Genomic DNA, 25,497 nt, shown 5'->3' with positions numbered 1-25,497 from the left:
GGGCCGTCGGCGAACGGATCGACAATGCCCCTTTCGCACCCTGGGCGATGTCAGACCCGTCGATTAGAATGTATGTACTAATCAAGCTGCTGACCTGGGAGGATGCTCGTGACTGCGCCCACCTCCGCGACCCCTGTCACCCCCTACGCCACCCTCCTCGGATTCACCCGGTACGTCGACCGCACCGGCCCCACCAAGGCCACCTTCGTCGGCGGGCTGCGCCGGCAGCGGGCCAGCCGGCACGGCTTCAACCCGCACGGCCAGTTCGTCAAGGCGCTCAAGGCCGACGTCGCGTTCCACACCGGCGGTACGCACCTCGCGCAGGTCGCCGACCTGGTCAAGCCGCGCTGGCGACCGCTCTACGAGGCGCTCGTGCCGGGCGCGACCCGCTGGCTGCACTCGCTCGGCGAGCCGGCCGGCGTCGACCTGGCCCAGACGCGCGACGCGCTGGCCATGCTGGGCGACCTGCCCGTGAAGATCAACCCGCAGTTCGGCGTCCGGTACGCCGACGGCCGGGCCGAGGCGATCCGGCTGCACTTCGACGAGGCGCCGCCGAGCGAGGAGACGACGCTGGCCACACTGCACCTGATGGCCCGGCACATGGACGCGGTGCTGCCGCACGCCGAGCCGGTCCTGGTCGACGTGCGGCGCGGCGAGGCGCACCGGATGCCCGCCGACGTCAAGCCCGAGCAGATCGAGCAGTGGCTGGCCGGTGAGGCGGCCGCGTTCCGGGCCATCTGGTCCACCGCCGCCTGACCGACCGCCGCGGCACGCCATCCGGCGCACCGCGACCACGCCGCCGGACCGCGTACCCGGCGGCGACCGCCGCGCCGCCCACCTACCGAACGGCCGCCCCGCCACCCGGGGCGGCCGTTCGTCGTCCCGGGCGGTGCGCCGCACGGCGCCCAGCCGGTGGTCGTACAGCGGACGGCATCGTCCCGTGTCTGCTTTCCTCCTCCGGGCTCAGGTTGGTGGCATATATGGGCATCCGTCGGGAACACCCCCGCGTGGCCGCCCTCCCTGACACCCCCCGCCGTTCGCCGTTCGCCATCAGTCGTCCGTCGTTCGCCGTCGTCGAGGAGCAACAGTGGTAACAAACGACTCGTCCGTCGTACCCCCGCTACGGACCGCCCGCGCCCCACGCCCGGTACGTGGCCGGCTCATCCTGCTCGGGCCCGCGTTCGTGGCAGCGGTCGCCTACGTCGACCCCGGCAACTTCGCCACCAACTCCACCGCCGGTGCCCGGTACGGCTACCTGCTGGTCTGGGTGGTCGTGGCGGCGAACCTGGCCGCCATGCTGGTGCAGACGCTCACCGCCAAGCTCGGCCTGGCCACCGGGCGCAGCCTGCCGGAACTGTGCCGGGAACATCTGCCCCGGCCGCTCAACCGGGTCATGTGGGCGCAGGCCGAACTGGTCGCCATGGCCACCGACCTGGCCGAGGTGATCGGCGGGGCGGTCGCGCTGTACCTGCTGTTCGGCGTCCCGCTGCTGCCCGGCGGCCTGATCATCGGCGCCGCCTCGTTCGCCATCCTGGCGCTGCGCGCCAGGGGTTTCCGGACGTTCGAGATCGCCATCGCGGTGCTGCTCGGCGTGATCGTGCTGGCGTTCGCTGTCAACCTGGTCAGCGCGCAACCGGACGTGTCCGACGCTGCGGCCGGGCTGCTGCCCCGGATGCAGGGCACCGACAGCATGCTGCTCGCCGCCGGCATCCTGGGCGCGACGGTGATGCCGCACGTCATCTACGTGCACTCGGCGCTGACCCCGAACCGGCTGCCGGCGGAGGGCGAGACGCAGCGGCGCGTCGTCGCCAAGGGCCTGCGGGTCGACGTGCTGATCGCGCTGGGCATCGCCGGCGCGGTCAACCTGGCCATGCTGCTGGTCGCCGCTAGCAGCTTCCACGGCACGTCGATCCCCGGCACCGACACCCTCGAAGGCGTGCACGCCGGGCTCGCCACCACGCTCGGCACGGCGGCGGCGGTCGGCTTCGCGGTCGCCCTGCTCCTGTCCGGCCTCGCCTCCACGAGCGTCGGCACGTACGCCGGCGAGATCATCATGCAGGGCTTCCTGCGCCGCCGGATCCCGCTGCTGGTACGCCGGATGATCACCCTGCTGCCCGCGCTCGCGGTGCTCGCGATCGGCGTCGACCCGACCCGCGCGCTGGTGCTGTCCCAGGTGGTGCTGAGCTTCGGCATCCCGTTCGCGCTGATCCCGGTGGTGATGTTCACGCGCCGCCGGGACCTGATGGGCAGCCTGGTCAATCGCCGGGCCACCACCGCCGCCGCGGTCGCGATCACGGCGTTCGTGGTGGCGCTCAACGCGTTCCTGCTCTGGCAACTGGCGGCCTGAACACACCCGCGCCCGTCCGGCCCGGTGGGGCTGGACGGGCGCGGGTGATTCGGGGCTCAGGCGGCCAGGTACTTCTCCAGGTCGTCCAGGATCTTGTTGGCGGCGCCCACGCCGATGCCGGTCATCCAGATCTCGTCGGAGACCACGTGCGCCTTGCCGGCCTTGACCGCGGACAGGCCCTTCCACAGCGTGCCGCCGGTGACCTTGGCCTGCTCGGCGGCGGCCTTCTCGCCGTACGCGGTCACGAACACCACGTCGCCGTCGGCCTCGGCGATGCGCTCCGGGCTGACCCGGTCCATCCGCTTGTCCTCCTTGCCGGCGAGCATCTGCCGCTCGGGGCGGCCCAGGCCGGTGTCGCCGACGACGATGCCGGAGAACGAGTCCGGCCCGTACAGGCGGATCTCGGTCGGCATGAAACGCACGATGGAGACCTTGCGGGACGAGGCGTCGCCGAGCTTCGCGCCGAAGTCCTTCGCCCGCTTCTCGTACTCGGCCAGCAGGTCCTTGGCCTGCTGCTCCTTGCCCAGCGCCGCACCGTCGAGGAGGAAGTTCTCCTTCCAGGTGACGCCCACCTTCTCGGTGAAGACAGTCGGGGCGATCTTGGACAGCTCGTCGTAGAACTTCTCCTGGCGGAACTTGCTGCCCAGGATCAGGTCCGGGTTGAGCGCGTTGATCGCCTCCAGGTCCGGCTCGGTGAGCACGCCGACCTCGGTGATCCCGGCGAGCTTGTCCGCGCCGAAGTAGGTGGGCCAGCTCTTCGCCTCACCGGCGGTCGCCGCGCCGACCGGGGTGACGCCCAGCGACAGCGCGGTATCGATCTTGTCGGTGTCGAGCACGACCACGCGCTTCGGCTCGGCGGGCACCTTCGTGGTGCCCATGGAGTGGGTGATCTCCCGGGTCTCCCCGGTGCCGGTACCGGCGACGGGGTCGCTCTCCCCGCAGGCGGTGAGGCCGACGCCGAGAGCGAGGGCGGCGGTGAGTGCGACGGCGAGACGACGCATCAGGTTCCTTTCGGTGGTGCGGGTCGGCGCGCTCAGGCGTCGCCGACGGGGGCGCCGGCCGGAGCCGGCGTGACGGCCGGAACGGCCGAGGTCTGGGCGGATCCGGCCTGGGCGGATCCGGTCTGGGCGGATCCGGTCTGGGCGGATCCGGCCTGGGTGAGGGCGGGCACCACGAGCGGGGCGCCGCTGACCGGGCAGGGCACGACCACGCAGTCCAGCCCGAACACGTCGCGGACCAGGTCCGCGGTGAGGATCTCGCGCGGCTCGCCGGCGGCCACCACCGCGCCGTCGCGCATGGCGATCAGATGGTCGGCGTACCGGGCCGCCTGGTTGAGGTCGTGCAGCACGGCCACCACTGTCCGGCCGCGTTCGGCGCGCAGCCGGTGCAGCAGGTCCAGCACCTCGACCTGGTGGGCCAGGTCGAGGAACGTGGTCGGCTCGTCCAGCAGCAGCGCGTCGGTGTCCTGGGCCAGCGTCATGGCGATCCACACCCGCTGGCGCTGCCCGCCGGAGAGCGTGTCCACCGGGCGGTCGGCGAGCGCGCTGACGTCGGCCAGCCGCATGGCCTCCTCGACCGCCCGCCCGTCCTCGGCCGACCACTGCCGCCACCAGCGCTGGTACGGCTGCCGGCCGCGCCCGACCAGGTCGGCCACGGTGATCCCCTCGGGCACCAGCGGGCTCTGCGGCAGGACGCCGAGCCGCCGGGCCACGTCCCGGGTCGGCAGCTCGCGGATCGCCGCGCCGTCGAGCAGCACCGCGCCGCGCCGGGGCGTGAGCAGCCGGGCCATCGTGCGCAGCAGCGTCGACTTGCCGCAGGCGTTCGGGCCGACGATCACGGTGAACGTGTCGGCCGGCAGGTCGAGGTCGAGTCCGTCCAGCACGGTGCGGCCCTCGTAGCCGACGACCAGGTCGCGGGTGGACAGCAGCGCGGTCACGACCGCCTCCCTCGGGTGCGCAGCAGCACGAAGATCAGGTACGGCCCGCCGATCGCCGCGGTGAGCACGCCGGCCGGCAGTTGGGTCGGCGCCAGCAGTCGGCGGGCACCGAGGTCGGCGAGGACCAGCAGCAACGCGCCGAGCAGCGCGGCGCACAGCAGCGGCGGGCGCTCGGCGCGGACCAGCCGGCGGGCCACCTGCGGGGCCACCAGCGCCACGAAGTCGACGGCGCCGACCTGGGCGGTGACCATGGCGGCGGCCAGCACACCGGTGCCGGCCAGCCCCATGCGCCGGGCCACCGGCCGCAGGCCGATCCCCCGCGCGGTGTCGTCGTCGAGCGCGCTGCTGCGCAGCGCCCACCCGGCCCAGAGCAGCACCGGCAGCAGCACGGCGAGCGTGCCGGCGATCCAGGCCGCCTCGCTCCATCCCTTGCCGGCGAGCGTGCCGATGAGCCAGATCTGGGCGCGCAGCCCGTCGATCGGGTCGGCGGTGAGCATGACCACCTCGATCAGCGCCCGGAACGCGAACGCCACCGCCACACCTGCGAGCACGAACCGCTGGGCCGCCAGGCCGTGCCGGGCGCCGAGCGCGAACACCACCACCGCGGCGGCCAGGCCGCCGAGCAGCGCCGCCGGCGCCACCAGCACCGCCGCCGCGCCGCTGGTCAGCGCGATCGTCGCGGCCAGCCCGGCGCCCTGCGTGACACCGATGACGTCGGGGCTGGCGAGCGGGTTGCGGGCCACGCTCTGGATCAGCGTGCCGGCGACGCCGAAGGCCGCCCCTGCCACCGCCGCGAGGACCGCGCGAGGCAGTCGCAGGTCGCGCACCACGAGGTCGTACGGGGTGCCCGCACCGGAGAGCGACCGCACCACGTCCACCGGGGCGACGTACGGCGTACCCAGCGACAGACTGACCACCACCGCGACGCACAGCAGCACGAACAGCACCGCCGCCACGACGAGGGGCCGCCACCGGAACGGCACCACCACCGCCCCGACCCGCAGCACTCCACGCCCCCGCGGCCGTCGCACCCGACCCCGTTGATCTTGCACTTCGGGCCCCTCGGGTGCCCGGAATGCCCCCTTCGTCGGGGCAGCAAGTGCAAGATCGCGGGAGCCGGGGGTGGGGGTGGTCATGTCGTCACCGTCTTGGCTCGGTGGACCAGGAGGGCCAGGAGCGGGGCGCCGAGCAGGGCGGTGATGATGCCGGCCGGGATCTCGCCGGGCGGGGCGACGAGGCGGCCGGCCACGTCGGCGGCGAGCAGCAGCGCGGGGCCGAGCAGCGCGGCGACCAGGAGCGTCCACCGCTGGTCCGCGCCCACCAGCGCCCGGGCCAGGTGCGGCACGGCCAGCCCGACGAAGGCGATCGGCCCGGCGGCGGCCACCGCAGCACCGGTGAGCAGCACGCCACCGGCCCCGGCGGCGAGCCGGACCAGTGCGACCCGGTGCCCGAGTCCCCGGGCCACGTCGTCGCCGAGGGCGAGCGCGTCCAGACCGCGGGCGGCGAGCGCGGCCAGCACCACCCCGGCCACCACGAACGGCAGCACCTGCCCGGCCACGCCGACGCCCCGGCCGGTCAGCCCGCCGACCACCCAGAAGCGGTACTCCTCGAACGTGCGGGCGTCGATGCTGAGCAGCGCGTACACGATGGCGCCGAGACCGGCGTCGAGGGCCGCGCCGACGAGCGCGAGGGTGACCGGGCTGGCGCCCTCGCGGGTGCGGTTGGCGATGGCGAACACGAGCAGCCCGGCGAGCAGTGCGCCGGCGATGCCGAACCAGACGTACCCGGCGAGCGTGCCCACCCCGAACACGGCGATGGCCAGCACCACACCGAACGACGCCCCGGCGCTGATGCCGAGGATGCGCGGCTCGGCCAGCGGGTTGCGGGTCACCGCCTGGAACAGCACCCCGGCCAGCGCCAGCGCCAGGCCGACGACGAGCCCGAGGGCGGTACGCGGCAGCCGCAGTTCCCGGACCACTGTGGTGGCGTCGCCGCCGTCCGGGGACACGAGCGCGTGCCACACCTGGTCGACGGGGAGATGGCGGCTGCCGAGCGCGAGGCTGGCCAGCAGCGCCAGCAGGAGCAGGAGCGCCGCCGCCACGGTGACCGCGACGCGGCGGACGGTGCCGCGGCGGACGGGAGTCCCGGCCCGCGCGGGCCGGACGGCGACGGTGGTCACGAGGGGGCTTCGCCTTCCGATTAGGTGCGCCTTACCTTAGCTGACCTGGTAAGGCGTACCTAAGCGGGCATTGTCGATGGGGTTGCGCCTCCACCGGGGGGAGGCGCGATGGTGGGCGCATGGACGGTGCGGAGCGCTACTCGATCGGTGATCTGGCCCGGCGGACCGGGCTGCCGGTGAAGACCATCCGGTTCTGGTCCGACCGCGGCATCGTGCCGCCCACCGACCGGGGACCGGCCGGCCACCGCCGCTACGACGCGGCGGCCGTGGCCCGGCTCGACCTGGTACGGACGTTGCGCGAGCTGGGCGTGGACCTGCCCACCGTGCGCCGGGTGGTGGCGCGGGAGGTCAGCCTGGCCGAGGTCGCCTCGGCGCACGCGGACGCGTTGACCGCGCAGATCCGCCTGCTGCGGTCACGCCGCGCGGTGCTGACGGTGATCGCCCGGCGCGGGGCCTCCCCGTCCGAGGCCGACCTGCTGCACCGGCTGGCCGGCCTGGCCGCGCGGGAGCGGCGGCGGCTGGTCGACGAGTTCCTCGACGCGGCGTTCGGCGGCCTGACCGATCCGGGGTTCGCGGGGATCAGGCGGTCGCTCACGCCGGAACTGCCAGACGATCCGGACGACGGCCAGATCGAGGCGTGGGTGGAGCTGGCCGAGCTGGCCCTGGACCCGGGATTCCGGGCCGGGCTGCGCCGGCTGGCCGAGCAGCACGCGGCGGACCGGGAAGGCGCCGAGGGCGTACGCCGGGACGTGGTCGCCGTGGTCCGGGAGGAGGTGGCCCCGGCGCTCGCCGACGGCATCGAGCCGGCCTCGCCCGACGCCGATCCGATCCTGGACCGGGCGGCGGGCCGGTACGCGCGGCTCTGCGGCCGCTCGGACGACGCCGACCTGCGCCGGCGGATGCTGGACCGGTTGCGGACCGCGAGCGACCCTCGCCGGGAGCGGTACCTGGAGCTGCTCTCCGTGGTCAACGGGTGGCCACCGGCCGAGAGCCTGGCGCCGGTGCTGGACTGGTCGATCCGGGCACTGCGCGCCCGGCAGCACCTAGCCTGAGGACATGCGATTCGACAGGCACACGGTGGTGCTCCTGGTCCGCCCGGACGACGCGCCGGACCTGCCGCAGGACGCCCTCGACCGGATCCAGGACGCGCACCTGGCGCACCAGGCCGGGCTGGTGGAGCAGGGCGCGGTGCTGGCGGCGGGGCCGTTCCTGGACGGCGACGACGGGCGTGTCCGCGGTTTCGTGGTGCTGTCGGTGGACCCGCAGATGGCCCGTGAGCTGTACGCGAACGACCCGGCGGTCCGCGCGGGACGACTCGTCGCGCAGGTCAGCAGCTGGATGGTGCCGGAGGGTCAGGTCCGCTTCGAGCAGGTGCCGGTCCCCCGCTCGATGCTGGAGGCAGCGGCCGGCGACTGAGTGTCGCGGCCGGCAGCGCCCGGGCGGGGCGCGGTCAGTCCTCCGGGGCCTGCCGGCTGCCCGGCACCACAGGCGTCGGCCACACCCCGGCGCGGGCGGCCACCGGCACCTCGACCTGCTGGTCGGCCCAGACGTACGTCTCGGGCAGCAGGTCGGTGATCGGGATCGCGCGCAGCCCGTCGGGCGGGCCGACGATCACCTTGATCGACGGGAAGTAGTCGAGCAGCACCTGACGGCAGCGTCCGCACGGCGGCAGGACGCCCCGGCCGCGGTCCCCCACCGCGACGATCGCCTCCAGCTCGCCCGCGCCCTGGGTCGCGGCGGCACCGAGTGCGACCACCTCGGCGCACGGGCCGCCGGTGAAGTGGTAGACGTTCACGCCGCTGAACACCCGGCCGTCGGTGCTGCGTACGGCGGCGGCGACTGTGTGGTTGTCGCTGCGGCAGCGCAGCTTCGCGACGGCGGTGGCGGCCTGCACGAGCGCCCGGTCGGTGTCCCGCATGATCATCCCCGCCCCTCGTCGGCCTCGTCCGTCGGCCTCGTCGGCGGCAACTTTATCCGGCGGGGACGGCCGCACCAGGGAGGGCACGCCCAGCGCCGGTAACCCGGGGGCGGTCCGCCGCGCGGCTGCCTATCCTTGGCGACGACATGCAGAATCCAGCCGTACCCGCCGCCCCTGAGACCGCCCGCGACCTGCACCGCCGCCTCGCCCCCCTGATGTTCCGCGACCAGCGCCGGATCCAGCGGCGGCTCGACGGCGTGCGCCGGCTGCGCGACCCGCAGCGGCGGGAGGCAGCGCTGGCCGAGATCGCGGCCGAGGTGACCCGGGCCGAGGCGCGGCTGGAGTCGCGCCGCGCGGCCGTCCCGGCGATCACCTACCCGCCGCAGTTGCCGGTCAGCGAGCGCAAGGACGACATCGCCGCCGCGATCCGCGACCACCAGGTGGTGATCGTGGCCGGTGAGACCGGCTCCGGGAAGACGACCCAGCTCCCCAAGATCTGCCTGGAGCTGGGGCGCGGGATCACCGGCCTGATCGGGCACACCCAGCCCCGCCGGCTGGCGGCCCGCACCGTCGCCGACCGGATCGCCGACGAACTCGGCACCGAGCTGGGCGACGTGGTCGGCTACAAGGTGCGCTTCACCGATCAGGTGGGCGACAACAGCCTGGTCAAGCTGATGACCGACGGCATCCTGCTGGCCGAGTTGCAGACCGACCGGATGCTGCGGCAGTACGACACGCTGATCATCGACGAGGCGCACGAGCGCAGCCTCAACATCGACTTCATCCTCGGCTATCTCAGGCAGCTCCTGCCCCGACGGCCCGACCTCAAGGTCGTCATCACCTCGGCCACCATCGAGACCGACCGGTTCGCGAAACACTTCGCCGACGCCGAGGGCAACCCGGCGCCGGTGGTCGAGGTGTCCGGGCGCACGTACCCGGTGGAGGTCCGCTACCGGCCGCTCGTCGAGGTCACCGAGGCCGACGAGGAGGACGAGGCCGACGAGGAGAACGTCCGGGACCAGATCCAGGCCATCGGCGACGCGGTCGAGGAACTGGCCGCCGAGGGGCCCGGCGACATCCTGGTGTTCCTCAGCGGCGAGCGGGAGATCCGGGACACCGCCGACGCGCTGGGCAAGCTGGTGCAGTCCAAGCGGTCGCTGCTCGGCACCGAGATCCTGCCGCTGTACGCCCGGCTGTCCACCGCCGAGCAGCACCGGGTCTTCGCCGCGCACTCCAACCGCCGGGTGGTGCTGGCCACGAACGTCGCGGAGACCTCGCTGACGGTGCCCGGCATCAAGTACGTGGTGGACCCGGGCACCGCCCGGATCTCCCGCTACTCCAGCCGGCTCAAGGTGCAGCGGCTGCCGATCGAGCCGGTCTCGCAGGCCAGCGCCAACCAGCGCAAGGGCCGCTGCGGGCGTACCTCGGACGGCATCTGCATCCGCCTCTACGACGAGCAGGACTTCGACTCCCGCCCCGAGTTCACCGACCCGGAGATCCTGCGGACCAACCTGGCCTCGGTCATCCTCCAGATGACCTCGATCGGGCTCGGCGACGTCGCGGCGTTCCCGTTCATCGACCCGCCGGACCGGCGCAACGTCACCGACGGCGTGAACCTGCTGCACGAGCTGGGCGCGCTCGACCCGGCCGAGACCGACCCGGCGAAGCGGCTCACCGCGCTGGGCCGGCGGCTGGCCCAGCTCCCGGTCGACCCCCGGCTGGCCCGGATGGTCCTCGAAGGCGAGCGCAACGGCTGCGCCACCGAGGTCGTGGTGATCGCCGCCGCGCTGTCCATCCAGGATCCCCGGGAACGCCCGGCCGACAAGCAGGCCCAGGCCGACCAGGCGCACGCCCGGTTCGCCGACAAGGAGTCCGATTTCGTCGCGTACCTGAACCTGTGGCGCTACCTGCGGGAGAAGCAGCGGGAGCTGTCGTCCAGCGCGTTCCGCCGGATGGGCAAGGCCGAATACCTCAACTACCTCCGGGTACGCGAGTGGCAGGACATCGTCAGCCAGTTGCGCCAGGTCCTGCGTACCTCGGACAAGGGTGAGGGCCGGCGCGGCGCCGGCGCCGACCTGCCGGAGGAGATCGACACCCCGAAGGTGCACCAGTCGCTGCTGCCCGGCCTGCTGTCGCACCTCGGCCTCAAGGACGCGCAGAAGCACGAATACCTGGGCGCTCGGGGCGCTAGGTTCGCGATCTTCCCCGGGTCGGCGCTGTTCAGGAAGCCGCCGCGCTGGGTGATGGCCGCCGAGCTGGTGGAGACGTCCCGGCTGTGGGGGCGGGTGGCCGGGCGGGTCGAACCGGAGTGGGTCGAGCCGCTGGCCCAGCACCTGGTGAAGCGCAGCTACAGCGAGCCGCACTGGGAGAAGAAGCAGGCCGCGGTGATGGCCTACGAGAAGGTCACGCTGTACGGCATCCCGATCGTCACCTCCCGCAAGGTGAACTTCGGGCGGATCGACGCAGGTCTCAGCCGCGAGCTGTTCATCAGGCACGCCCTGGTCGAGGGCGACTGGCAGACCCACCACCAGTTCTGGCGGGACAACCAGAAGCTGCTGACCGAGATCGAGGAGCTGGAGAACCGGGCCCGGCGCCGCGACATCCTGGTCGACGACGAGACCATCTTCGCCTTCTACGACCAGCGGATCCCCGCCGACGTGGTCTCCGGCCGGCACTTCGACTCGTGGTGGAAGAAGACCCGCCGGGAGCGGCCCGACCTGCTCACGTTCACCCGCGAGCTGCTCGTTAACGACGGCCGGGGCGGGGTCGACGAGGAGGACTTCCCGGACCAGTGGCGGGCCGACGGCGTGACGCTGCCGCTGACGTACACGTTCGACCCGACCGCGCCCACCGACGGCGTCACTGTGGACATCCCGCTGCCGCTGCTCAACCAGGTGCCGGCGGAGAGCTTCGACTGGCAGGTGCCGGGGCTGCGCGAGGAGCTGGTGATCGCGCTGATCCGGTCGCTGCCCAAGCCGGTACGGCGCAACTTCGTGCCGGTGCCCGACTACGCGCGCGCCGCGCTCGCCGCGATCACACCGGGCGAGGAGCCGCTGCTGGCCGCGCTGACCCGGCAGCTGCGCCGGATGACCGGGGTGACTGTTCCGGCCGACGCGTGGGACCTCGGCAGGCTGCCGCCGCACCTGCGGGTCACGTTCCGGGTGCTCGGCGACGACGACAAGCCGGTCGCCGAGGGCAAGGACCTGCCGGCGCTGCAACGCGAGCTGCGCCAGGAGGTACGCCAGGTCGTGGCCGCCGCCGCGCCCGACGTGGCCCGTACCGGGCTGACCGAGTGGTCGATCGGCGTGCTGCCGCGCACCATCGAGCAGGTACGCGCCGGCTTCGCGGTGACCGCGTACCCGGCGCTGGTGGACGAGGGCGCGACGGTCGGGGTGAAGGTGTTCGACTCCGCCGCCGAGCAGGAGGCCGCGCACTGGGCGGGCACCCGGCGGCTGCTGCGGCTGACGATGCCGTCACCGGCGAAGTTCCTCCAGGGGCGGCTGAGCAACGAGGCGAAGCTGGCGCTGTCCCGCAACCCGCACGGCAGCGTGCCGGAGCTGATCGAGGACGCGGCCGGCGCGGCGATCGACAAGCTGATCGGCGACGCGGGCGGCCCGGCCTGGGACGCCGAGGGCTTCGCCGCGCTGCGCGAGAGGGTCCGCGCCGACCTGGTGGACACCGTGGTCGAGATCATGGAGCGGGTACGCCGGGTGCTCGCTTCCGCGTACGCGGTGGAGCAGCGGCTCGGCGCCACCCGCAACCTCGCCGTGGTGGCCGCGCTGGCCGACATCCGCAACCAGCTCACCGGCCTGGTGCACAAGGGTTTCATCACCGAGACGGGGTACGCGCGTCTGCCCGACCTGCTGCGCTACCTGACCGCGATCGAGCGGCGGCTGGACCGGTTGCCGGGCAACCCGCAGCGGGACAAGCAGCAGCAGGACCGCGTCGCCGTGGTGCAGAAGGAGTACCAGGACATGCTGGCCGCGCTGCCCCCGCCGCGACGTGCCTCGGCGGCGGTCCGCCAGATCCGCTGGATGATCGAGGAGCTGCGGGTGAACGTCTTCGCCCAGGCCCTGGGAACCCCCTACCCCGTCTCGGAGCAGCGAATCTACCGAGCCATGGACGACGCCGAGTCCCGCTGACCCACACCCCCGCCCGCCGCCCCCGCCTCGTCGATCTTGCACTTGGTGCCCCCGCGCAGTGGCATTCGCACCTTTCGCCGGGGCCGAAAGTGCAAGATCGCGCGGGAGAGGGGCGGCGGGAGAGGGGCGGTCAGAGGGGCTCCACGCCTGGGGGGAGTTCGGCGGTGGCGGTGGCGTCGTGGACGTACTCCAGGAGGATGCGGCGCAGCTCGCGCCCGGCGTGGGTGGGCACCACGTCGCGGCGGCGGGCCACCGCGATGGTCCGGCGGACGCCGGGCGGGACGAGCCGGGTGACCCGGATGCCGGCGCGGCGGGCCACCACGATGCCAGGCACCAGCGCGACGCCGAGCCCGGCCTCGACGAAGCTGAGCACGGCGTCCATCTCCCCGCCGTCGACGGACAGGGTCGGCTCGAACCCGGCCGCCCGGCACGCCTGGAGCGTGGCGTCGCGCAGGTCGTAGCCCTCGCGGAACATGACGAGCGGCTGGTCGCGCAGGTCGGTGATGCGCAGCTCTCCGGCCTCCGAGGCGCCCGGCAGCGGGTCGACCGAGGCGACCACCAGGCTCTCCCGCAGGATCGGGTCGGCGCGCAGCCCCGGGTCGGTGCCGGCCGACGGCATGATGATCAGGGCGAGGTCGAGGTCGCCGCGGAGCAGGTCCCGGACGAGGTCCTGCGAGCCGCCCTCCTCCACGCGCAGGTCGATCGTGGGGTGCGCGTCGCGGAACCGGCGCAGCACCGGCGGGGCGAGCGAGGTGGCGAGGCTGGGGGTGGCGCCGAGCCGGACCCGGCCCCGGCGCAGCCCCACCAGCTCCTGCACCTCGCGGGTGGCGGTCTCCACGTCGGCGAGGATCCGCTTGGCCAGCGGCAGCAGCACCTCACCTGCCGCGGTCAGTGTGATGTTGCCCCTTACCCGCTCGAACAGCGGTGCCCCCAGGTCGGTCTCCAGCGCGTGAATTTGCTTACTCAACGAGGGCTGGGTTATGCCGACAAGATCGGCCGCCTGGGTGAAATGTCGTACTTCGGCGACCGCCACGAAGTACCGAAGCTGATGGAGCTGCATCTACATAGCCTACGGCTATCAACGCTGCGATTTCGATGCATTGGACGCCTGATCGAAGTGCTCCTAGCGTCGACCGCGTGGTAATCACGAAAACTCGGTCGCCCATCCGCTCGAACGTCGGCCTCAAGGCCGTCATGGCGGTGACGGGCATCATCCTCGTGCTGTTCCTGATCGCGCACATGCTCGGCAACCTGAAGATCTTCACGGGTGAGACGTCGTTCGACCACTACGCGCACTGGCTGCGGGACATCGGCACGCCGCTGCTGCCGACGACGTGGTTCCTGTGGATCCAGCGCACCGTGCTCACCGTCGCCGTCCTCGGGCACATCGGCGCGGCCACCGTGCTCGCGATGCGGTCCCGGGCCGCCCGCCCGGTCCGGTACGCGCACCGCCGCAAGATCCACGTGAACTACGCGGCCCGCACGATGCGCTGGGGTGGTGTGATCATCCTGCTCTTCGTGATCTACCACATCCTCGACCTGACCACGGGTCACCTGAACCCGCAGGGCGACCCGGCCAACCCGTACGGCAACGTGGTCGCCGGCTTCGCGCCCGAGCGCTGGTACGTCACGCTCTTCTACACCCTCGCGCTGGTGACCCTCGGCTTCCACCTGCGCCACGGCGCGTTCAGCGCGTTCCGCAGCCTCGGCCAGCAGACGCCGAAGGGCGAGCGCCGGGCCCGGATCGCCGCGCTCGTCTTCGCCGTCGCGCTCGTCGGCGGCTACCTGCTGGTTCCGTTCGCCGTGATCACCGGATTGGTGTCCTGACATGGATCTCTACACCGAGGGCGACCCGATCGCCGACACCCGGGCCCCGGACGGCCCGATCGAGACGCGGTGGGACCGCCACCGCTTCGAGATGAAGCTGGTCAACCCGGCCAACCGCCGGAAGATGACGGTGATCGTGGTCGGCACCGGCCTGGCCGGCGGCTCCGCCGCCGCCACCCTGGCCGAGCAGGGCTACCAGGTGCGGTCCTACTGCTACCAGGACAGCCCGCGCCGGGCCCACTCGATCGCCGCGCAGGGCGGTATCAACGCCGCCAAGAACTACCGCAACGACGGCGACTCGGTGCACCGCCTGTTCTACGACACGGTCAAGGGCGGCGACTTCCGCTCCCGCGAGTCGAACGTGCACCGGCTGGCCGAGATGTCGGTGAACATCATCGACCAGTGCGTGGCCCAGGGCGTGCCGTTCGCCCGCGAGTACGGCGGCCTGCTGGACACCCGCTCCTTCGGCGGCGCGCAGGTGCAGCGCACCTTCTACGCCCGGGGCCAGACGGGTCAGCAGCTGCTGCTCGGCGCGTACCAGGCGCTGGAGCGGCAGATCGGCCTGGGCAACGTGGAGATGAACGCCCGCCACGAGATGCTCGAACTGGTCCTCGTCGACGGCCGCGCGCGCGGCATCGTGGTCCGCGACATGGTCACCGGCGAGATCAGCACCGAGATGGCCGACGCGGTCGTGCTCGCCTCCGGCGGCTACGGCAACGTCTTCTACCTCTCCACCAACGCCAAGGGCTGCAACGTCACCGCCTCCTGGCGGGCGCACCGCAAGGGCGCGTACTTCGCCAACCCCTGCTACACGCAGATCCACCCGACCTGCATCCCGGTCTCCGGCGACCACCAGTCGAAGCTGACCCTGATGAGCGAGTCGCTGCGCAACGACGGCCGGGTCTGGGTGCCCAAGGCCAAGGGCGACCAGCGCAGCCCGCGGGACATCCCCGAGGACGAGCGGGACTACTACCTGGAGCGGATCTACCCGTCCTTCGGCAACCTGGTCCCCCGCGACATCGCCTCCCGCGCCGCGAAGAACGTGTGCGACGAGGGACGCGGCGTCGGCCCGACCGGCCTCGGCGTCTACCTGGACTTCGCCGACGCGATCAACCGGCTCGGCCGTAAGGCCATCGAGGCCAAGTACGGCAACCTCTTCGAGATGTACGAGCGGATCACCGGCGAGGACCCGTACGAGGTGCCGATGCGGATCTACCCCGCCGTGCACTACACGATGGGTGGCCTCTGGGTCGACTACGACCTCCAGTCGACGATCCCCGGCCTGTTCGTGATCGGTGAGGCCAACTTCTCCGACCACGGCGCGAACCGGCTCGGCGCCTCGGCGCTGATGCAGGGCCTGGCCGACGGCTACTTCGTGCTGCCGAACACGCTCGCCAACTACCTGGCCTCCAACTCGCTGGACAAGGTCGACGCCAGCCACCCCGAGGCGGTCGCGGCGCGCACCGAGGTCGAGGACCGGATCAAGCGGCTGCTGGCGATCAACGGCGACCGTACGGTGGACTCGTTCCACCGCGAGCTGGGCCAGATCATGTGGGAGCACTGCGGCATGGAGCGCTCCGAGGCCGGGCTGCGCAAGGCGATCGACGAGATCCGCGCGCTGCGTGAGCAGTTCTGGCAGCGGGTGCGCGTGCCGGGTGACGGCGAGGGCCTCAACCAGTCGCTGGAGAAGGCCGGCCGGGTGGCCGACTTCTTCGAGCTGGCCGAGCTGATGTGCATCGACGCCCTGCACCGCGAGGAGTCCTGCGGCGGCCACTTCCGGGCCGAGCACCAGACGCCCGACGGCGAGGCGCAGCGCGACGACGACCGGTTCGCCTACGTGGCGGCCTGGGAGTTCACCGGCACCGGTGAGCCCGTGCTGCACAAGGAAGACCTGACCTTCGAATACGTCCACCCCACGCAGCGGAGCTACAAGTGAACCTGACCCTGCGCATCTGGCGCCAGACCGGCCCCGAGGACAAGGGTCGGATGGTGACCTACCCGGTGCAGGACGTGTCCCCGGACATGTCCTTCCTGGAGATGCTCGACGTGCTCAACGAGCGGCTCATCCTCGACGGCGAGGAGCCGGTGGCGTTCGACCACGACTGCCGCGAGGGCATCTGCGGCATGTGCAGCCTCATGATCAACGGTGAGGCGCACGGCCCGCAGCGCGGCACCACCGCCTGCCAGCTGCACATGCGGCAGTTCTCCGACGGCGACACGATCGACATCGAGCCCTGGCGGGCCCGCGCGTTCCCGGTCGTCAAGGACCTGGTGGTCAACCGCAACGCGTTCGACCAGATCATCGCCGCCGGCGGCTACGTCACCGCGCCGACCGGCAGCGCCCCGGAGGCGCACTCGGTGCCGGTGCCGAAGGCCGACGCGGACGCCGCGTTCGAGTCGGCTGCCTGCATCGGCTGCGGCGCCTGCGTGGCGGCCTGCCCGAACGGCTCCGGCATGCTGTTCACCGCCGCGAAGATCACCCAGCTCTCGCTGCTGCCCCAGGGCCAGCCGGAGCGCTACACCCGGGTGATCGGCATGGTGGACGCGCACGACGAGGCCGGCTTCGGCGGCTGCACCAACATCGGCGAGTGCGCGGCGGCCTGCCCGAAGGGCATCCCGCTGAACACCATCGGCCGCCTCAACCGGGACTACCTGAAGGCGACCGCCAAGCGCTCCGGCTCCTGACCGGACACCGCACCACCCCACGCGACCGCCGCGCCCGACTTCCGGGGCGCGGCGGTCGCGCTTGTCCGGGGGTACGCCCCGACGATTGGTACGGTGAAGCGCCAACCGCGTCACCGTCTCCCCCGGGAGGGCACCCATGGCCCGGACCGCTCCCGCGCAGGCGTCCTCCCCCGAGGCGGGTCACGACGAACCGGCCGGCCGGCCCGAGTCGCTGCTGGAACGCGCCTTCACCGAGGCGTTGCACAGCGCCGACGACAGCGACGAGGTGGCGACCCGGATCCTCGACGCGGCCTACGAGCAGTTCTGCCGGATGGGCATCCGCCGCTCCACGATGGAGGACGTGGCCCGGCGGGCGGGCGTCTCCCGGATCACCGCGTACCGCCGGTTCGCCACCAAGGACCGGCTGGTCGAGCAGGTGGTCCGCCGCGAGTTCCGGCGCTACTTCGACCGGTTCCTGGTCGACATCCAGCAGGCGGCCACCGTCGGCGACCGGGTGGTGCTGGGCTTCGTCAGCGCGCTGGACGCGATCCGCCGCAACCCGCTGATCGGCGGGCTGATGAGCGTCGAACCGGACGTGCTCATCCCCTCGATGATCAGCGACGGCGGGCGGACCCTGGCCACCGTGCAGCGGTTCGTCGCCGGGCAGCTGCGCCGCGAGCAGCGCGCCGGCACCATCGCCGCCACAGTCGACGTGGAGGTGGTCGCCGAGCTGATGACCCGGCTGTCCTGTTCCTTCCTGCTCACCCCGAGCCACGTCATCGACCTGGACGACGCCGACGAGCTGCGGACCATGGCCCGCCGGTTCCTCGTACCCATGCTGGAGCCCGGCTCACAGGCCGAGTGACCGGCCGATCACCTCCTTCATGATCTCGGTGGTGCCGCCGTAGATGGTCTGGACGCGGGCGTCCAGGTAGGCGCGGGCCACCGGGTACTCGCGCATGTAGCCGTAGCCGCCGTGCAGTTGGAGGCACCGGTCCACGACGCGCTGCTGCAACTCGGTGCACCACCACTTCGCCATCGCCGCCGTCTCCGCGGTGAGGTCCGGCGCGACCAGGCAGTTGTCGACGAAGACCCGGCCCAGGCGCAGCTCGGTGGCGAGTTCGGCGAGTACGAACCGGTTGTGCTGGAAACTCCCGATGGGACGGCCGAACGCCTGGCGCTGCTTGCAGTAGTCGAGCGTCTGCGCGAACACCGTCTCGGCCCCGGCGAGAGCCGCGACGGCTATCGACAGCCGCTCCAGCGGCAGGTTGCGCATCAGGTAGGCGAAGCCCTCGCCCTCCGCGCCGAGCAGGTTCGCCGCTGGTACGCGGACGTCGGAGAAGAACAGCTCGGCGGTGTCCTGCGCCTTCTGCCCGAGCTTGTCGAGGTTGCGGCCGCGCTCGAACCCCGGCATGCCGCGCTCGACCACGAGCAGGCTGATCCCCCGCCGCCCGGCGCCGGGATCGGTACGGGCCACCACGACGACCAGGTCGGCCAGGATGCCGTTGCTGATGAACGTCTTCTGCCCGTTGAGGACCCAGTCGTCGCCGTCGCGTACCGCTGTGGTGGTGATGCCCGCCAGGTCGCTGCCCGCGCCCGGCTCGGACATGGCGATGGCGGTGACGATCTCGCCGGAGCAGAAGCCCGGCAGCCAGCGCTGCTTCTGCTCCTCGGTGGTCAGGTCGGTCAGGTACGGGCCGATGATGTCGTTGTGCAGGCCGAACGCGGGCCCGCTCGCACCGGCCCGGGCGAGTTCCTCGGTCAGGACGGCGTGGAAGCGCCGGTCGGTGACCCCGGCGCCGCCGTACCGTTCGTCGACGAAGAAGCCGAGCAGTCCGGCGGCGCCGGCGGCCCGCCACACGCCGCGGTCGACGATGCCGTCGGCCTCCCAGCGCTCGTGGTGCGGGGTGATCTCCTTGTCGATGAAGGCGCGCACCAGTTCGGCGAACGCGAGGTGGTCGGCGGTGAAGATCGCGCGGTCCATGTGTGTCGGCTCCTCCCCTGCGCTACCGGACCATGTCCGCGACCGCGGCGACGAGGCGCCGCGTTTCCTCGCCCAGCGGCGCGACGTTGAGAATCGTCACGCCCGCGTCGCGGTACTCCTGGACCCGGTCACGCACGTAGCTCTCCGGTCCGATCAGGCTGGTGCGTTCCAGCAGTTCCGCCGGCACCGCGGCGGCGGCCTCGGCCTTGCGGCCGTCCAGGTAGAGCTCCTGGATGCGGTCCGCCTCGGCTTCGTAGCCGTAGCGGCACAGCAGGTCGTGGTAGAAGTTGCGGCCCTTGGCGCCCATCCCGCCCACGTACAGGGCGATCAGCGGCCGGGCGAGGTCGCGCAGCCCGGTCACGTCCGGGCCGATCGCCAGCGGCCCACCGGCCACCACCTCCAGCGGCCCGAGGTCAGCCGGCCGTTTCGCCCGGCCGGCCGCCAGCGCGGCACCCCAGACGTCGCCCGCGCGCTGCGGATCGTAGAGGAACGGCAGCCACCCGTCGGCGATCTCGGCGGTCATCCGGACGTTCCGGTCCCCGAGGCTCGCCACGTGGATCGGGATCCGGTCGCGGACCGGGTGGGTGAGGATCTTCAGCGGCTTGCCCAGCCGGGTGCCCTCGCCGGGCGGCAACGGCAGCCGGTAGAGGCCGTCGTTCGTCAGCGTCTCGCGCCGCCACACCCGCCGGCAGATGTCGATCACCTCGCGGGTGCGGGCCAGCGGCCTGTCGTACGCGACGCCGTGCCACCCCTCGATCACCTGCGGTCCGGACGCGCCGAGCCCGAGGATGGCTCGGCCACCGGACATCGCGTCCAGGCCCGCGGCGGTCTGCGCCAGCAGAGCCGGGGTACGCGAGAAGATCGGCAGGATCGCGGAGCCGATGTGGACCCGGCTCGTCCGGGCGGCGAGGTAACCCATCACGGTGGGCGCGTCGAAGCCGTACGCCTCGGACACCCAGACCACGTCCAGGCCGTCCTGTTCCCAGGCGGCCACGTCGTCGGCGCCGCTTCTGGGGTCGGCGGCGTACGCCAGTGTCGTCCCGATACGCATCAGTGCGCTGCTCCCTGCTTCCGGCCGACGACGCCGTCGTCCAGCCACCGCGGTAGGTGTGCGCCCAGTCCCCAGTCGGTGAGGACGGGCTCGGTGTCCGCGCCCGGCGCGGGCGGCGGGCCGCCGACCCGGCCGGGTGTCCCGGACAGGCGGGGCGCCACGGCCGGCTGCCGGACGCCGAAGTGCTCCTCGTACGTGCCGCGCGCGGCCAGGTGCGGGTGGCCCGGCGCCTCGGTGAGCGACAGCACCGGCGCGACGCAGGCGTCGGTGCCGTCGAACACCGCCGTCCACTCGTCGCGGGTACGGCCGGCGAACACCTCGGCGAAGCGGGCGCGCAGCACCGGCCATCCGGCCACGTCGTGCTGTGCCGGCAGGTCCGCGCCTGCGAGCCCGAGCAGCCGCAGCAGTTCGGCGTAGAACTGGGGTTCCAGCGCGCCCACAGCCATGTGCCCGCCGTCGGCGGTGGCGTACACGTCGTAGAACGGTGCGCCGCCGTCGAGCAGGTTGCGGCCCCGCTCGGGTCGCCAGGTGCCCTGCGCGAGCATCCCGGCGAACGGGGTGGTGAGGTGGGCCGCGCCGTCCACGATGGCGGCGTCGACGACCTGCCCACGGCCGGTGGCACCCGCCACGTGCAGCGCGGCCAGGATGCCGACGACCAGGTAGAGCGAGCCGCCGCCGAAGTCGCCGACCAGGTTGAGCGGGATCTGCGGCGGCCCGCCGGCGCGGCCGATCGGGTGCAGCGCCCCGGCTACGGCGATGTAGCCGATGTCGTGGCCGGCGGCGCGGGCCAGCGGCCCGTCCTGTCCCCAGCCGGTCATCCGCCCGTACACCAGGCCCGGGTTGCGGGCCAGCGCGGCCTCCGGGCCGACGCCGAGCCGTTCGGCCACGCCGGGGCGCCAGCCCTCGATCAGGATCGCGGCCCGGCCGGCCAGCGCGAGGACCACCTCGGCGCCGTCGGGGTGCTTGAGGTCCACCACGATCGAGCGTTTGCCCCGGTTGAGCAGGTTCCGCCCGGGGTCACCGGCCGGGAGCGCGCCGGGCTCCGGCCGGTCGACCCGGACCACGTCGGCGCCGAGGTCGGCCAGCAGCATGGCGGCGAACGGGCCGGGTCCGATCCCGGCCAGTTCCACGACCCGGACGCCGGCGAGCGGGCCGCTCACGCGCCGCCCCGTGGGGCGAAGCGGGGTGCGCGGCCCTGGGCCCGGCTGAGCAGGGCCTCGCCGAAGTCGGCGCCGGCCAGGGACTCGACCATGAGCCGGATCGCGTCGGCGGCGGCCTCGGCGGCGCCGGTCTCCGAGCCCGACCACACCTGCCGCCGGATCACCGCCATGGACGCCGGTGAGCAGTGCTCGGCCAGGGCCGCGGCATAGGCTTGTGCCTCGGCCAGTACCTCGTCGCGCGGGAGCACGCGTTGCACAAGTCCGATCCGGAACGCCTCGACCGCGTCGACCTTGCGGCCGGACAGCAGCAGGTCCAGCGCGGCGCCGACGCCGATCAGCCGGGGCAGCAGCCAGGCGCTGCCGTACTCGGCGACGAGGCCGAGCCGGCTGAACGAGGTGGACAGGCGCGCCTCCGCCGCCATGAACCGCACGTCGGCGTAGAGCGCGTGGACCAGGCCGAGGCCGGCCGCGCCGCCGTTCATCGCGGCGACGATCGGCGTGCCGAGCGTCAGCGGCAGGTGCGGTGGGTAGCCGAACTCGCCGGCGAGCAGGTCGCGGTTGCGTTCGTCGAGCAGCGCGGCGAGCGCCTCCGGGTCGGCGCCGGAGCAGAACCAGTCACCGGAGCCGGTGACCACGACCGCCCGGACCTCCGGGTCGGCGTCCGCCGCCACCAGGGCCGCGTAGTAGTCGCGGAACATCTCCAGCGACATCGCGTTGCGCCGGTCGGGCCGGTCGAACCAGATGGTGCGGACGCCGTCGCTGGTGGCGGCCCGCAGTCCGGCGCCGGCCGGTTCGGACTCCGGCACGGTCGAGCTCATCGGCGCTCCTGTTCTGACATTTGACATTTGATACTCTGGGCTGGTGGCGGACCGCGGCAGGATCCAGAACGTCTCTCAGCCCCAGCTCTCCGAGACCGTGGCGAGCCTGCTGCGCGACCGGATCATGTCCGGCCAGCTGCGCCCCGGCGAACGCATCCGGCTCGAAGAGGTGGCCCAGGAGACCGGGCTGAGCATCACGCCGGTACGCGAGGCGCTGCTGATGCTGCGCGCGGAGGACATGGTCGAGCTGCAACCGCGCCGCGGGCACGTGGTGGCGCCGCTGTCGCGGCAGGACATCATCGACGTGTTCAGCCTCCAGGGCCACATCGCCGGTGAGCTGGCCGCCCGGGTCGCCGTCAGCATCACCCCGGAGCAGCTCGACGACCTGCGGCAGCAGCACGAGCGGCTGCGCCGCGCCGCCCAGGCCCGGCAGGTCAGCCGGGTCGAGCAGCTCGAATACGAGTTCCACCGCCGGATCAACCGGCTCGCCGACGCACGCAAGCTGTCCTGGCTGCTGCGCACCGTGACCCGCTACACGCCGTCGCGGTTCTACGCCGCGGACGCGGAGTGGCGGGCCGGCATGGTCGCCGATCACGAGGCGCTGCTCGACGCGCTCGCGGCGGGCGACCCGGAGGCGGTCCGGCCGGTCATGGCCCGGCACTTCACCGACGGCGCGGAGCGGCTGGTCAAGCACCTGGACGGCCTGGGCGTGTGGAACGAGTGAGTCACCGGCGGCCATGACGCCACGCGAACATCGCCAGCGAGCGCTTCATCGCGGCGGCGGACGGCTGAAGCGTCATCACCTCGATCAGCGGCCGGAACCGCTGCCACGTCACCGATCGCGCCCGGGCGAACTCGCGCAGGCCGTCCGCGCCGTGGACCCGCCCGAACCCCGAGTCGCCCACGCCGCCGAAGGGCAGTGACGGCACGCCCGCGTACCCCAGCACCGAGTTGACCGACACCGCGCCGGCCCGCAGCCGCCCGGCGAGCGCCAGGCCACGACGGCGGTCGCGGGTGAAGATCGAGCCGGAGAGGCCGTAGCTGGTCGCGTTCGTGCGGCGGACCGCCTCGTCCGCGTCGGCCACCGGGTTGACCACGAGCACCGGGCCGAACGTCTCCTCGGTGACGGCGGTGCTGTCCTCGGGCACGTCGGTCAGCACGACCGGCTCCACGAACGGGGGCCGGACCGAAGCCGCGTCACCGACAACGGCCCGGCCGCCCCGGTCGAGCGCGTCGGTGACGTGGCGCCGCACGACCTCGGGCTGGGTGGGCGTGGTCATCGGCCCGTACGGCGCGTCCGGCTCGGCACCCGGCCGGACCTGCCGCGCCAGTTCGGTGAGCGTGGCCAGGAACGGCTCGTAGACGGACCGTTCGACGTAGACGCGCTCGACGCCGGCACACGTCTGCCCGGCGTTGCCGAGTCCGCCGAAGACCGCCGCCTGCGCTGCCGCGTCGAGGTCGGCGTCGGCGGTGACGATCAGCGCGTCCTTGCCGCCGCCCTCGATCACCACCGGTGTCAGGCTCTCGGCGCAGGCGGCCATGACGGCGCGCCCGGTCGCTGCCGACCCGGTGAACGCGATCTTGTCGACCGAGGCGCGGCACAGCGCGGCGCCGGTCGTGCCGTCGCCGGTGACCACCTGGAGGACCGGGTGGTCGGGAAGCAGCTCGTGCCAGCGCTCGGCCAGCCACACCCCGACGCCCGGGGTGAACTCGCTGGGCTTGAACACCACCGCGTTGCCGGCGGCGAGCGCGTGCGACACCGCACCCATCGGCGTGTAGACGGGGTAGTTCCACGGCCCGATCACGCCGACCACGCCGTACGGCACGTACTCGACCGAGGCGGCCTGGTTGAACGCGAGTAGGCCGGAGGAGACCGACCGCCGCCTGAGCACCCGCCCGGCGTGCCGGGCCGCCCAGTCCAGGTGCTCGACGGCGAGCATCACCTCGAGTTGAGCCCCGGCGAGGCTCTTGCCGGTCTCGCTCCGGACGATCCCGGCCAGCTCCTCGATGCCACCGGCGACCGCCGCCTTGTACGCCAGCAGGTGCCGGCGGCGCTGCCTGGCGTCCAGCCCGGCCCACCAGCCGGCCGCCTCGCGGGCCCGCGTCACGGCGGCGCGCACGGCGGCGTCGTCGGCGATGTCGTAGTCGGCGCGGTGCTCACCTGTCACCGGGTCGACGACGCGCAGCCGGCGGGGGTGCTCAACGAGGGACGTCATCGGCGGCCTCCTGACATTTGATATTCGATAGTTTAGCCTTGCTGTCAATCCCTCACGATGCGCTGGAGGTACCGCGGTGGAGTGGAGCGACGAGCAACTGTCACTTGTCGAGGCGGTGCGGGACTTCTGCCGCCGCGAGGTCGGCACCCGCGAGCAACGGCACCGTCTCACCGACGGCGGGCGGGAACCGCACAGCCCGGAGCTGTACCGGAAGATGGCCGAACTCGGCTGGCTCGGCCTGTCGCTGCCGGAGGAGTACGACGGCGGCGGCGCCGGCATGACCGAGCTGTGCCTGTTCCTGGAGGAGACCAGCCGGGCGATGGCGCCCATCGGCGGGTTCACCACCTCGATCATCGTCGCCGCCACGTACCAGCGGTTCGGCACGCCGGAGCAGAAGAAGCTGATCCTCAGCGGCGTGGCCCGCGGCGTGGTCGAGGCGGTCGCGATGTCCGAGCCCGAGGCCGGCTCCGACGTGGCGAACCTGAGCTGCCGGGCCGAGCGGCGCGGCGACGGGTGGGTGGTCAACGGGCAGAAGACGTGGTGCTCGAACGCCCACCTGGCCGAGCACATCCTGCTCGTCGCGCGCACCTCGGGCCGGGCCGGCGACCACCAGGGCCTGACCATGTTCCTGGTCCCGGCCGGCGCGCCCGGCCTGACCGTCTCCGGCATCGACACCATGGGCGGCCGCGAGGTCAACGACCTCTACTTCACCGACTGCGTGCTGCCCGCCGACGCGGTGGTCGGCCGGGTCGACCACGGCTGGCGGCAGCTGATGGCCGGGCTCAACATGGAACGGCTGATCCTCGCCAGCGTGGTGCTCGGCATCGCCCGGCGCGCGTTCGACGACGTGGTGGCGTACGTGAAGGACCGCCGCCAGTTCCGCCGGCCGATCGGATCGTTCCAGGTGATCCGGCACCGCCTGGCCGACCTGGCCACCGAGATCGAGTGCGCCCGGCTGCTCGTCTACGACACCGCCGCGAAGGTCGACAAGGCACCGGACACGGTGCTGCCCCGGGAGAGCTCGATGGCGAAGCTCAAGGCCACCGAGACGGCCCGGCGCGTCGCGCTGGACGCGATGCAGATGATGGGCGGCTACGGCTACACCACCGAGTTCGACATGGAGCGCCTGGTCCGCTCGGCGATCGTGTCCACCGTGTACGGCGGCGCCAGCGAGATCCAGCGCGAGATCATCGCCAAGACGTACGGCCTGTCCGAGCAGATGTCCTGACCCACCCGGCCCTTCGGTCGATCGGAG

At 72.8% G+C, this 25,497-nt stretch carries 22 protein-coding genes; 11 read left to right on the top strand and 11 right to left on the bottom strand.

The annotated features are described in order from the left end of the window. Positions 1 to 108 precede the first annotated feature (108 nt). Entirely contained in the window at positions 109 to 756 is a 648-nt protein-coding gene (locus tag ML5_RS11360) for a hypothetical protein (RefSeq protein ID WP_013285342.1), read from the top strand. Positions 757 to 1,087: 331 nt separating this feature from the next. Continuing rightward, a complete protein-coding gene (locus tag ML5_RS11355) occupies positions 1,088 to 2,347 on the top strand; it encodes an Nramp family divalent metal transporter (RefSeq protein WP_013474789.1) in 1,260 nt (419 codons plus the stop codon). A gap of 56 nt (positions 2,348 to 2,403) precedes the next feature. On the opposite strand, the gene ML5_RS11350 is transcribed toward ML5_RS11355, so the two are convergent. The 4 genes from ML5_RS11350 to ML5_RS11335 form a co-directional block, all read right to left on the bottom strand. Continuing rightward, a complete protein-coding gene (locus ML5_RS11350; protein WP_013285340.1) occupies positions 2,404 to 3,348 on the bottom strand; it encodes an ABC transporter substrate-binding protein in 945 nt (314 codons plus the stop codon). Positions 3,349 to 3,380: 32 nt separating this feature from the next. Beyond that, positions 3,381 to 4,283, bottom strand: a complete 903-nt coding sequence (locus tag ML5_RS11345; protein WP_013474788.1) for an ABC transporter ATP-binding protein — start codon at positions 4,281 to 4,283, stop codon at positions 3,381 to 3,383. Beyond that, positions 4,280 to 5,314, bottom strand: a complete 1,035-nt coding sequence (locus ML5_RS11340) for an iron chelate uptake ABC transporter family permease subunit (RefSeq protein WP_236619405.1) — start codon at positions 5,312 to 5,314, stop codon at positions 4,280 to 4,282. Before ML5_RS11340 ends, ML5_RS11345 begins: the two co-directional genes overlap by 4 nt. Positions 5,315 to 5,415: 101 nt before the next feature. Then, positions 5,416 to 6,462: an iron ABC transporter permease gene (locus tag ML5_RS11335; RefSeq protein WP_013474786.1), complete on the bottom strand. Its 1,047-nt coding sequence runs from the start codon at positions 6,460 to 6,462 to the stop codon at positions 5,416 to 5,418. A gap of 119 nt (positions 6,463 to 6,581) precedes the next feature. On the opposite strand from ML5_RS11335, the gene ML5_RS11330 reads away from it, so the two are divergent. Together ML5_RS11330 and ML5_RS11325 are read left to right on the top strand one after the other, a co-directional pair. Further along, on the top strand, positions 6,582 to 7,514 hold the full coding sequence (locus ML5_RS11330; RefSeq protein WP_013474785.1) for a MerR family transcriptional regulator: 933 nt from the start codon (positions 6,582 to 6,584) through the stop codon (positions 7,512 to 7,514). Between the two features lie 4 nt (positions 7,515 to 7,518). Further along, positions 7,519 to 7,878, top strand: a complete 360-nt coding sequence (locus ML5_RS11325) for a YciI family protein (RefSeq protein WP_013285335.1) — start codon at positions 7,519 to 7,521, stop codon at positions 7,876 to 7,878. 34 nt (positions 7,879 to 7,912) lie between these two features. On the opposite strand, the gene ML5_RS11320 is transcribed toward ML5_RS11325, so the two are convergent. Then, positions 7,913 to 8,386, bottom strand: coding sequence for a cytidine deaminase (locus ML5_RS11320; protein WP_013285334.1), 474 nt, complete (start codon positions 8,384 to 8,386; stop codon positions 7,913 to 7,915). 140 nt (positions 8,387 to 8,526) lie between these two features. Between ML5_RS11320 and hrpA the strand changes: the two genes are divergently transcribed. After that, positions 8,527 to 12,522: an ATP-dependent RNA helicase HrpA gene (gene hrpA, locus ML5_RS11315; RefSeq protein ID WP_013474784.1), complete on the top strand. Its 3,996-nt coding sequence runs from the start codon at positions 8,527 to 8,529 to the stop codon at positions 12,520 to 12,522. 130 nt (positions 12,523 to 12,652) lie between these two features. On the opposite strand, the gene ML5_RS11310 is transcribed toward hrpA, so the two are convergent. Beyond that, entirely contained in the window at positions 12,653 to 13,582 is a 930-nt protein-coding gene (locus tag ML5_RS11310; protein ID WP_013285332.1) for a LysR family transcriptional regulator, read from the bottom strand. Between the two features lie 83 nt (positions 13,583 to 13,665). Between ML5_RS11310 and ML5_RS11305 the strand changes: the two genes are divergently transcribed. From ML5_RS11305 to ML5_RS11290, 4 genes are all read left to right on the top strand, one after another. Next, positions 13,666 to 14,349 (top strand): succinate dehydrogenase cytochrome b subunit, encoded by a 684-nt coding sequence (locus ML5_RS11305; protein ID WP_082171209.1) that lies wholly within the window; start codon positions 13,666 to 13,668, stop codon positions 14,347 to 14,349. Between the two features lies 1 nt (position 14,350). Then, positions 14,351 to 16,285, top strand: a complete 1,935-nt coding sequence (locus ML5_RS11300; protein WP_013285330.1) for a fumarate reductase/succinate dehydrogenase flavoprotein subunit — start codon at positions 14,351 to 14,353, stop codon at positions 16,283 to 16,285. Beyond that, complete coding sequence (locus ML5_RS11295) at positions 16,282 to 17,034, top strand: succinate dehydrogenase/fumarate reductase iron-sulfur subunit (RefSeq protein ID WP_013285329.1); 753 nt, start codon at positions 16,282 to 16,284, stop codon at positions 17,032 to 17,034. The genes ML5_RS11300 and ML5_RS11295 overlap by 4 nt, the downstream gene beginning before the upstream one ends. Positions 17,035 to 17,170: 136 nt before the next feature. Beyond that, on the top strand, positions 17,171 to 17,878 hold the full coding sequence (locus ML5_RS11290) for a TetR/AcrR family transcriptional regulator (protein ID WP_013474782.1): 708 nt from the start codon (positions 17,171 to 17,173) through the stop codon (positions 17,876 to 17,878). Here the strand turns inward: ML5_RS11290 and ML5_RS11285 are convergent. From ML5_RS11285 to ML5_RS11270, 4 genes are read right to left on the bottom strand one after another with little or no spacing between them, the layout of a single operon-like run. After that, complete coding sequence (locus tag ML5_RS11285; RefSeq protein WP_013474781.1) at positions 17,864 to 18,997, bottom strand: acyl-CoA dehydrogenase family protein; 1,134 nt, start codon at positions 18,995 to 18,997, stop codon at positions 17,864 to 17,866. The genes ML5_RS11290 and ML5_RS11285 overlap by 15 nt on opposite strands. 22 nt (positions 18,998 to 19,019) lie before the next feature. Continuing rightward, complete coding sequence (locus tag ML5_RS11280) at positions 19,020 to 20,048, bottom strand: LLM class F420-dependent oxidoreductase (protein ID WP_013474780.1); 1,029 nt, start codon at positions 20,046 to 20,048, stop codon at positions 19,020 to 19,022. After that, entirely contained in the window at positions 20,048 to 21,208 is a 1,161-nt protein-coding gene (locus tag ML5_RS11275) for a CaiB/BaiF CoA-transferase family protein (protein WP_013474779.1), read from the bottom strand. Before ML5_RS11275 ends, ML5_RS11280 begins: the two co-directional genes overlap by 1 nt. Next, positions 21,205 to 22,026 carry an enoyl-CoA hydratase-related protein gene (locus tag ML5_RS11270; RefSeq protein ID WP_013474778.1) on the bottom strand — a complete coding sequence of 274 codons (822 nt, stop codon included), beginning with the start codon at positions 22,024 to 22,026 and terminating at the stop codon, positions 21,205 to 21,207. Before ML5_RS11270 ends, ML5_RS11275 begins: the two co-directional genes overlap by 4 nt. A gap of 43 nt (positions 22,027 to 22,069) precedes the next feature. On the opposite strand from ML5_RS11270, the gene ML5_RS11265 reads away from it, so the two are divergent. Next, entirely contained in the window at positions 22,070 to 22,750 is a 681-nt protein-coding gene (locus ML5_RS11265; protein ID WP_013285323.1) for a GntR family transcriptional regulator, read from the top strand. A 1-nt stretch (position 22,751) separates the two neighbouring features. On the opposite strand, the gene ML5_RS11260 is transcribed toward ML5_RS11265, so the two are convergent. After that, a complete protein-coding gene (locus ML5_RS11260; protein WP_013474777.1) occupies positions 22,752 to 24,242 on the bottom strand; it encodes an aldehyde dehydrogenase family protein in 1,491 nt (496 codons plus the stop codon). A 76-nt stretch (positions 24,243 to 24,318) separates the two neighbouring features. On the opposite strand from ML5_RS11260, the gene ML5_RS11255 reads away from it, so the two are divergent. Continuing rightward, positions 24,319 to 25,470, top strand: a complete 1,152-nt coding sequence (locus ML5_RS11255) for an acyl-CoA dehydrogenase family protein (RefSeq protein ID WP_013474776.1) — start codon at positions 24,319 to 24,321, stop codon at positions 25,468 to 25,470. Positions 25,471 to 25,497: the final 27 nt, after the last annotated feature.

Source organism: Micromonospora sp. L5 (assembly GCF_000177655.2).
GTDB classification, from domain to species: Bacteria; Actinomycetota; Actinomycetes; order Mycobacteriales; family Micromonosporaceae; genus Micromonospora; species Micromonospora aurantiaca.
This window is presented reverse-complemented; position numbering and strand designations above follow the sequence as displayed.

Excerpts from the sequence above, each read along its gene's own strand:
- ML5_RS11350 (WP_013285340.1), bottom strand. The coding sequence starts at position 3,348 with ATGCGTCGTCTCGCCGTCGCACTCACCGCCGCCCTCGCTCTCGGCGTC.
- ML5_RS11330 (WP_013474785.1), top strand. The coding sequence starts at position 6,582 with ATGGACGGTGCGGAGCGCTACTCGATCGGTGATCTGGCCCGGCGGACC.
- ML5_RS11325 (WP_013285335.1), top strand. The coding sequence starts at position 7,519 with ATGCGATTCGACAGGCACACGGTGGTGCTCCTGGTCCGCCCGGACGAC.
- ML5_RS11320 (WP_013285334.1), bottom strand. The coding sequence starts at position 8,386 with ATGATCATGCGGGACACCGACCGGGCGCTCGTGCAGGCCGCCACCGCC.
- hrpA (WP_013474784.1), top strand. The coding sequence starts at position 8,527 with ATGCAGAATCCAGCCGTACCCGCCGCCCCTGAGACCGCCCGCGACCTG.
- ML5_RS11310 (WP_013285332.1), bottom strand. The coding sequence starts at position 13,582 with ATGCAGCTCCATCAGCTTCGGTACTTCGTGGCGGTCGCCGAAGTACGA.
- ML5_RS11300 (WP_013285330.1), top strand. The coding sequence starts at position 14,351 with ATGGATCTCTACACCGAGGGCGACCCGATCGCCGACACCCGGGCCCCG.
- ML5_RS11290 (WP_013474782.1), top strand. The coding sequence starts at position 17,171 with ATGGCCCGGACCGCTCCCGCGCAGGCGTCCTCCCCCGAGGCGGGTCAC.
- ML5_RS11285 (WP_013474781.1), bottom strand. The coding sequence starts at position 18,997 with ATGGACCGCGCGATCTTCACCGCCGACCACCTCGCGTTCGCCGAACTG.
- ML5_RS11280 (WP_013474780.1), bottom strand. The coding sequence starts at position 20,048 with ATGCGTATCGGGACGACACTGGCGTACGCCGCCGACCCCAGAAGCGGC.
- ML5_RS11270 (WP_013474778.1), bottom strand. The coding sequence starts at position 22,026 with ATGAGCTCGACCGTGCCGGAGTCCGAACCGGCCGGCGCCGGACTGCGG.
- ML5_RS11260 (WP_013474777.1), bottom strand. The coding sequence starts at position 24,242 with ATGACGTCCCTCGTTGAGCACCCCCGCCGGCTGCGCGTCGTCGACCCG.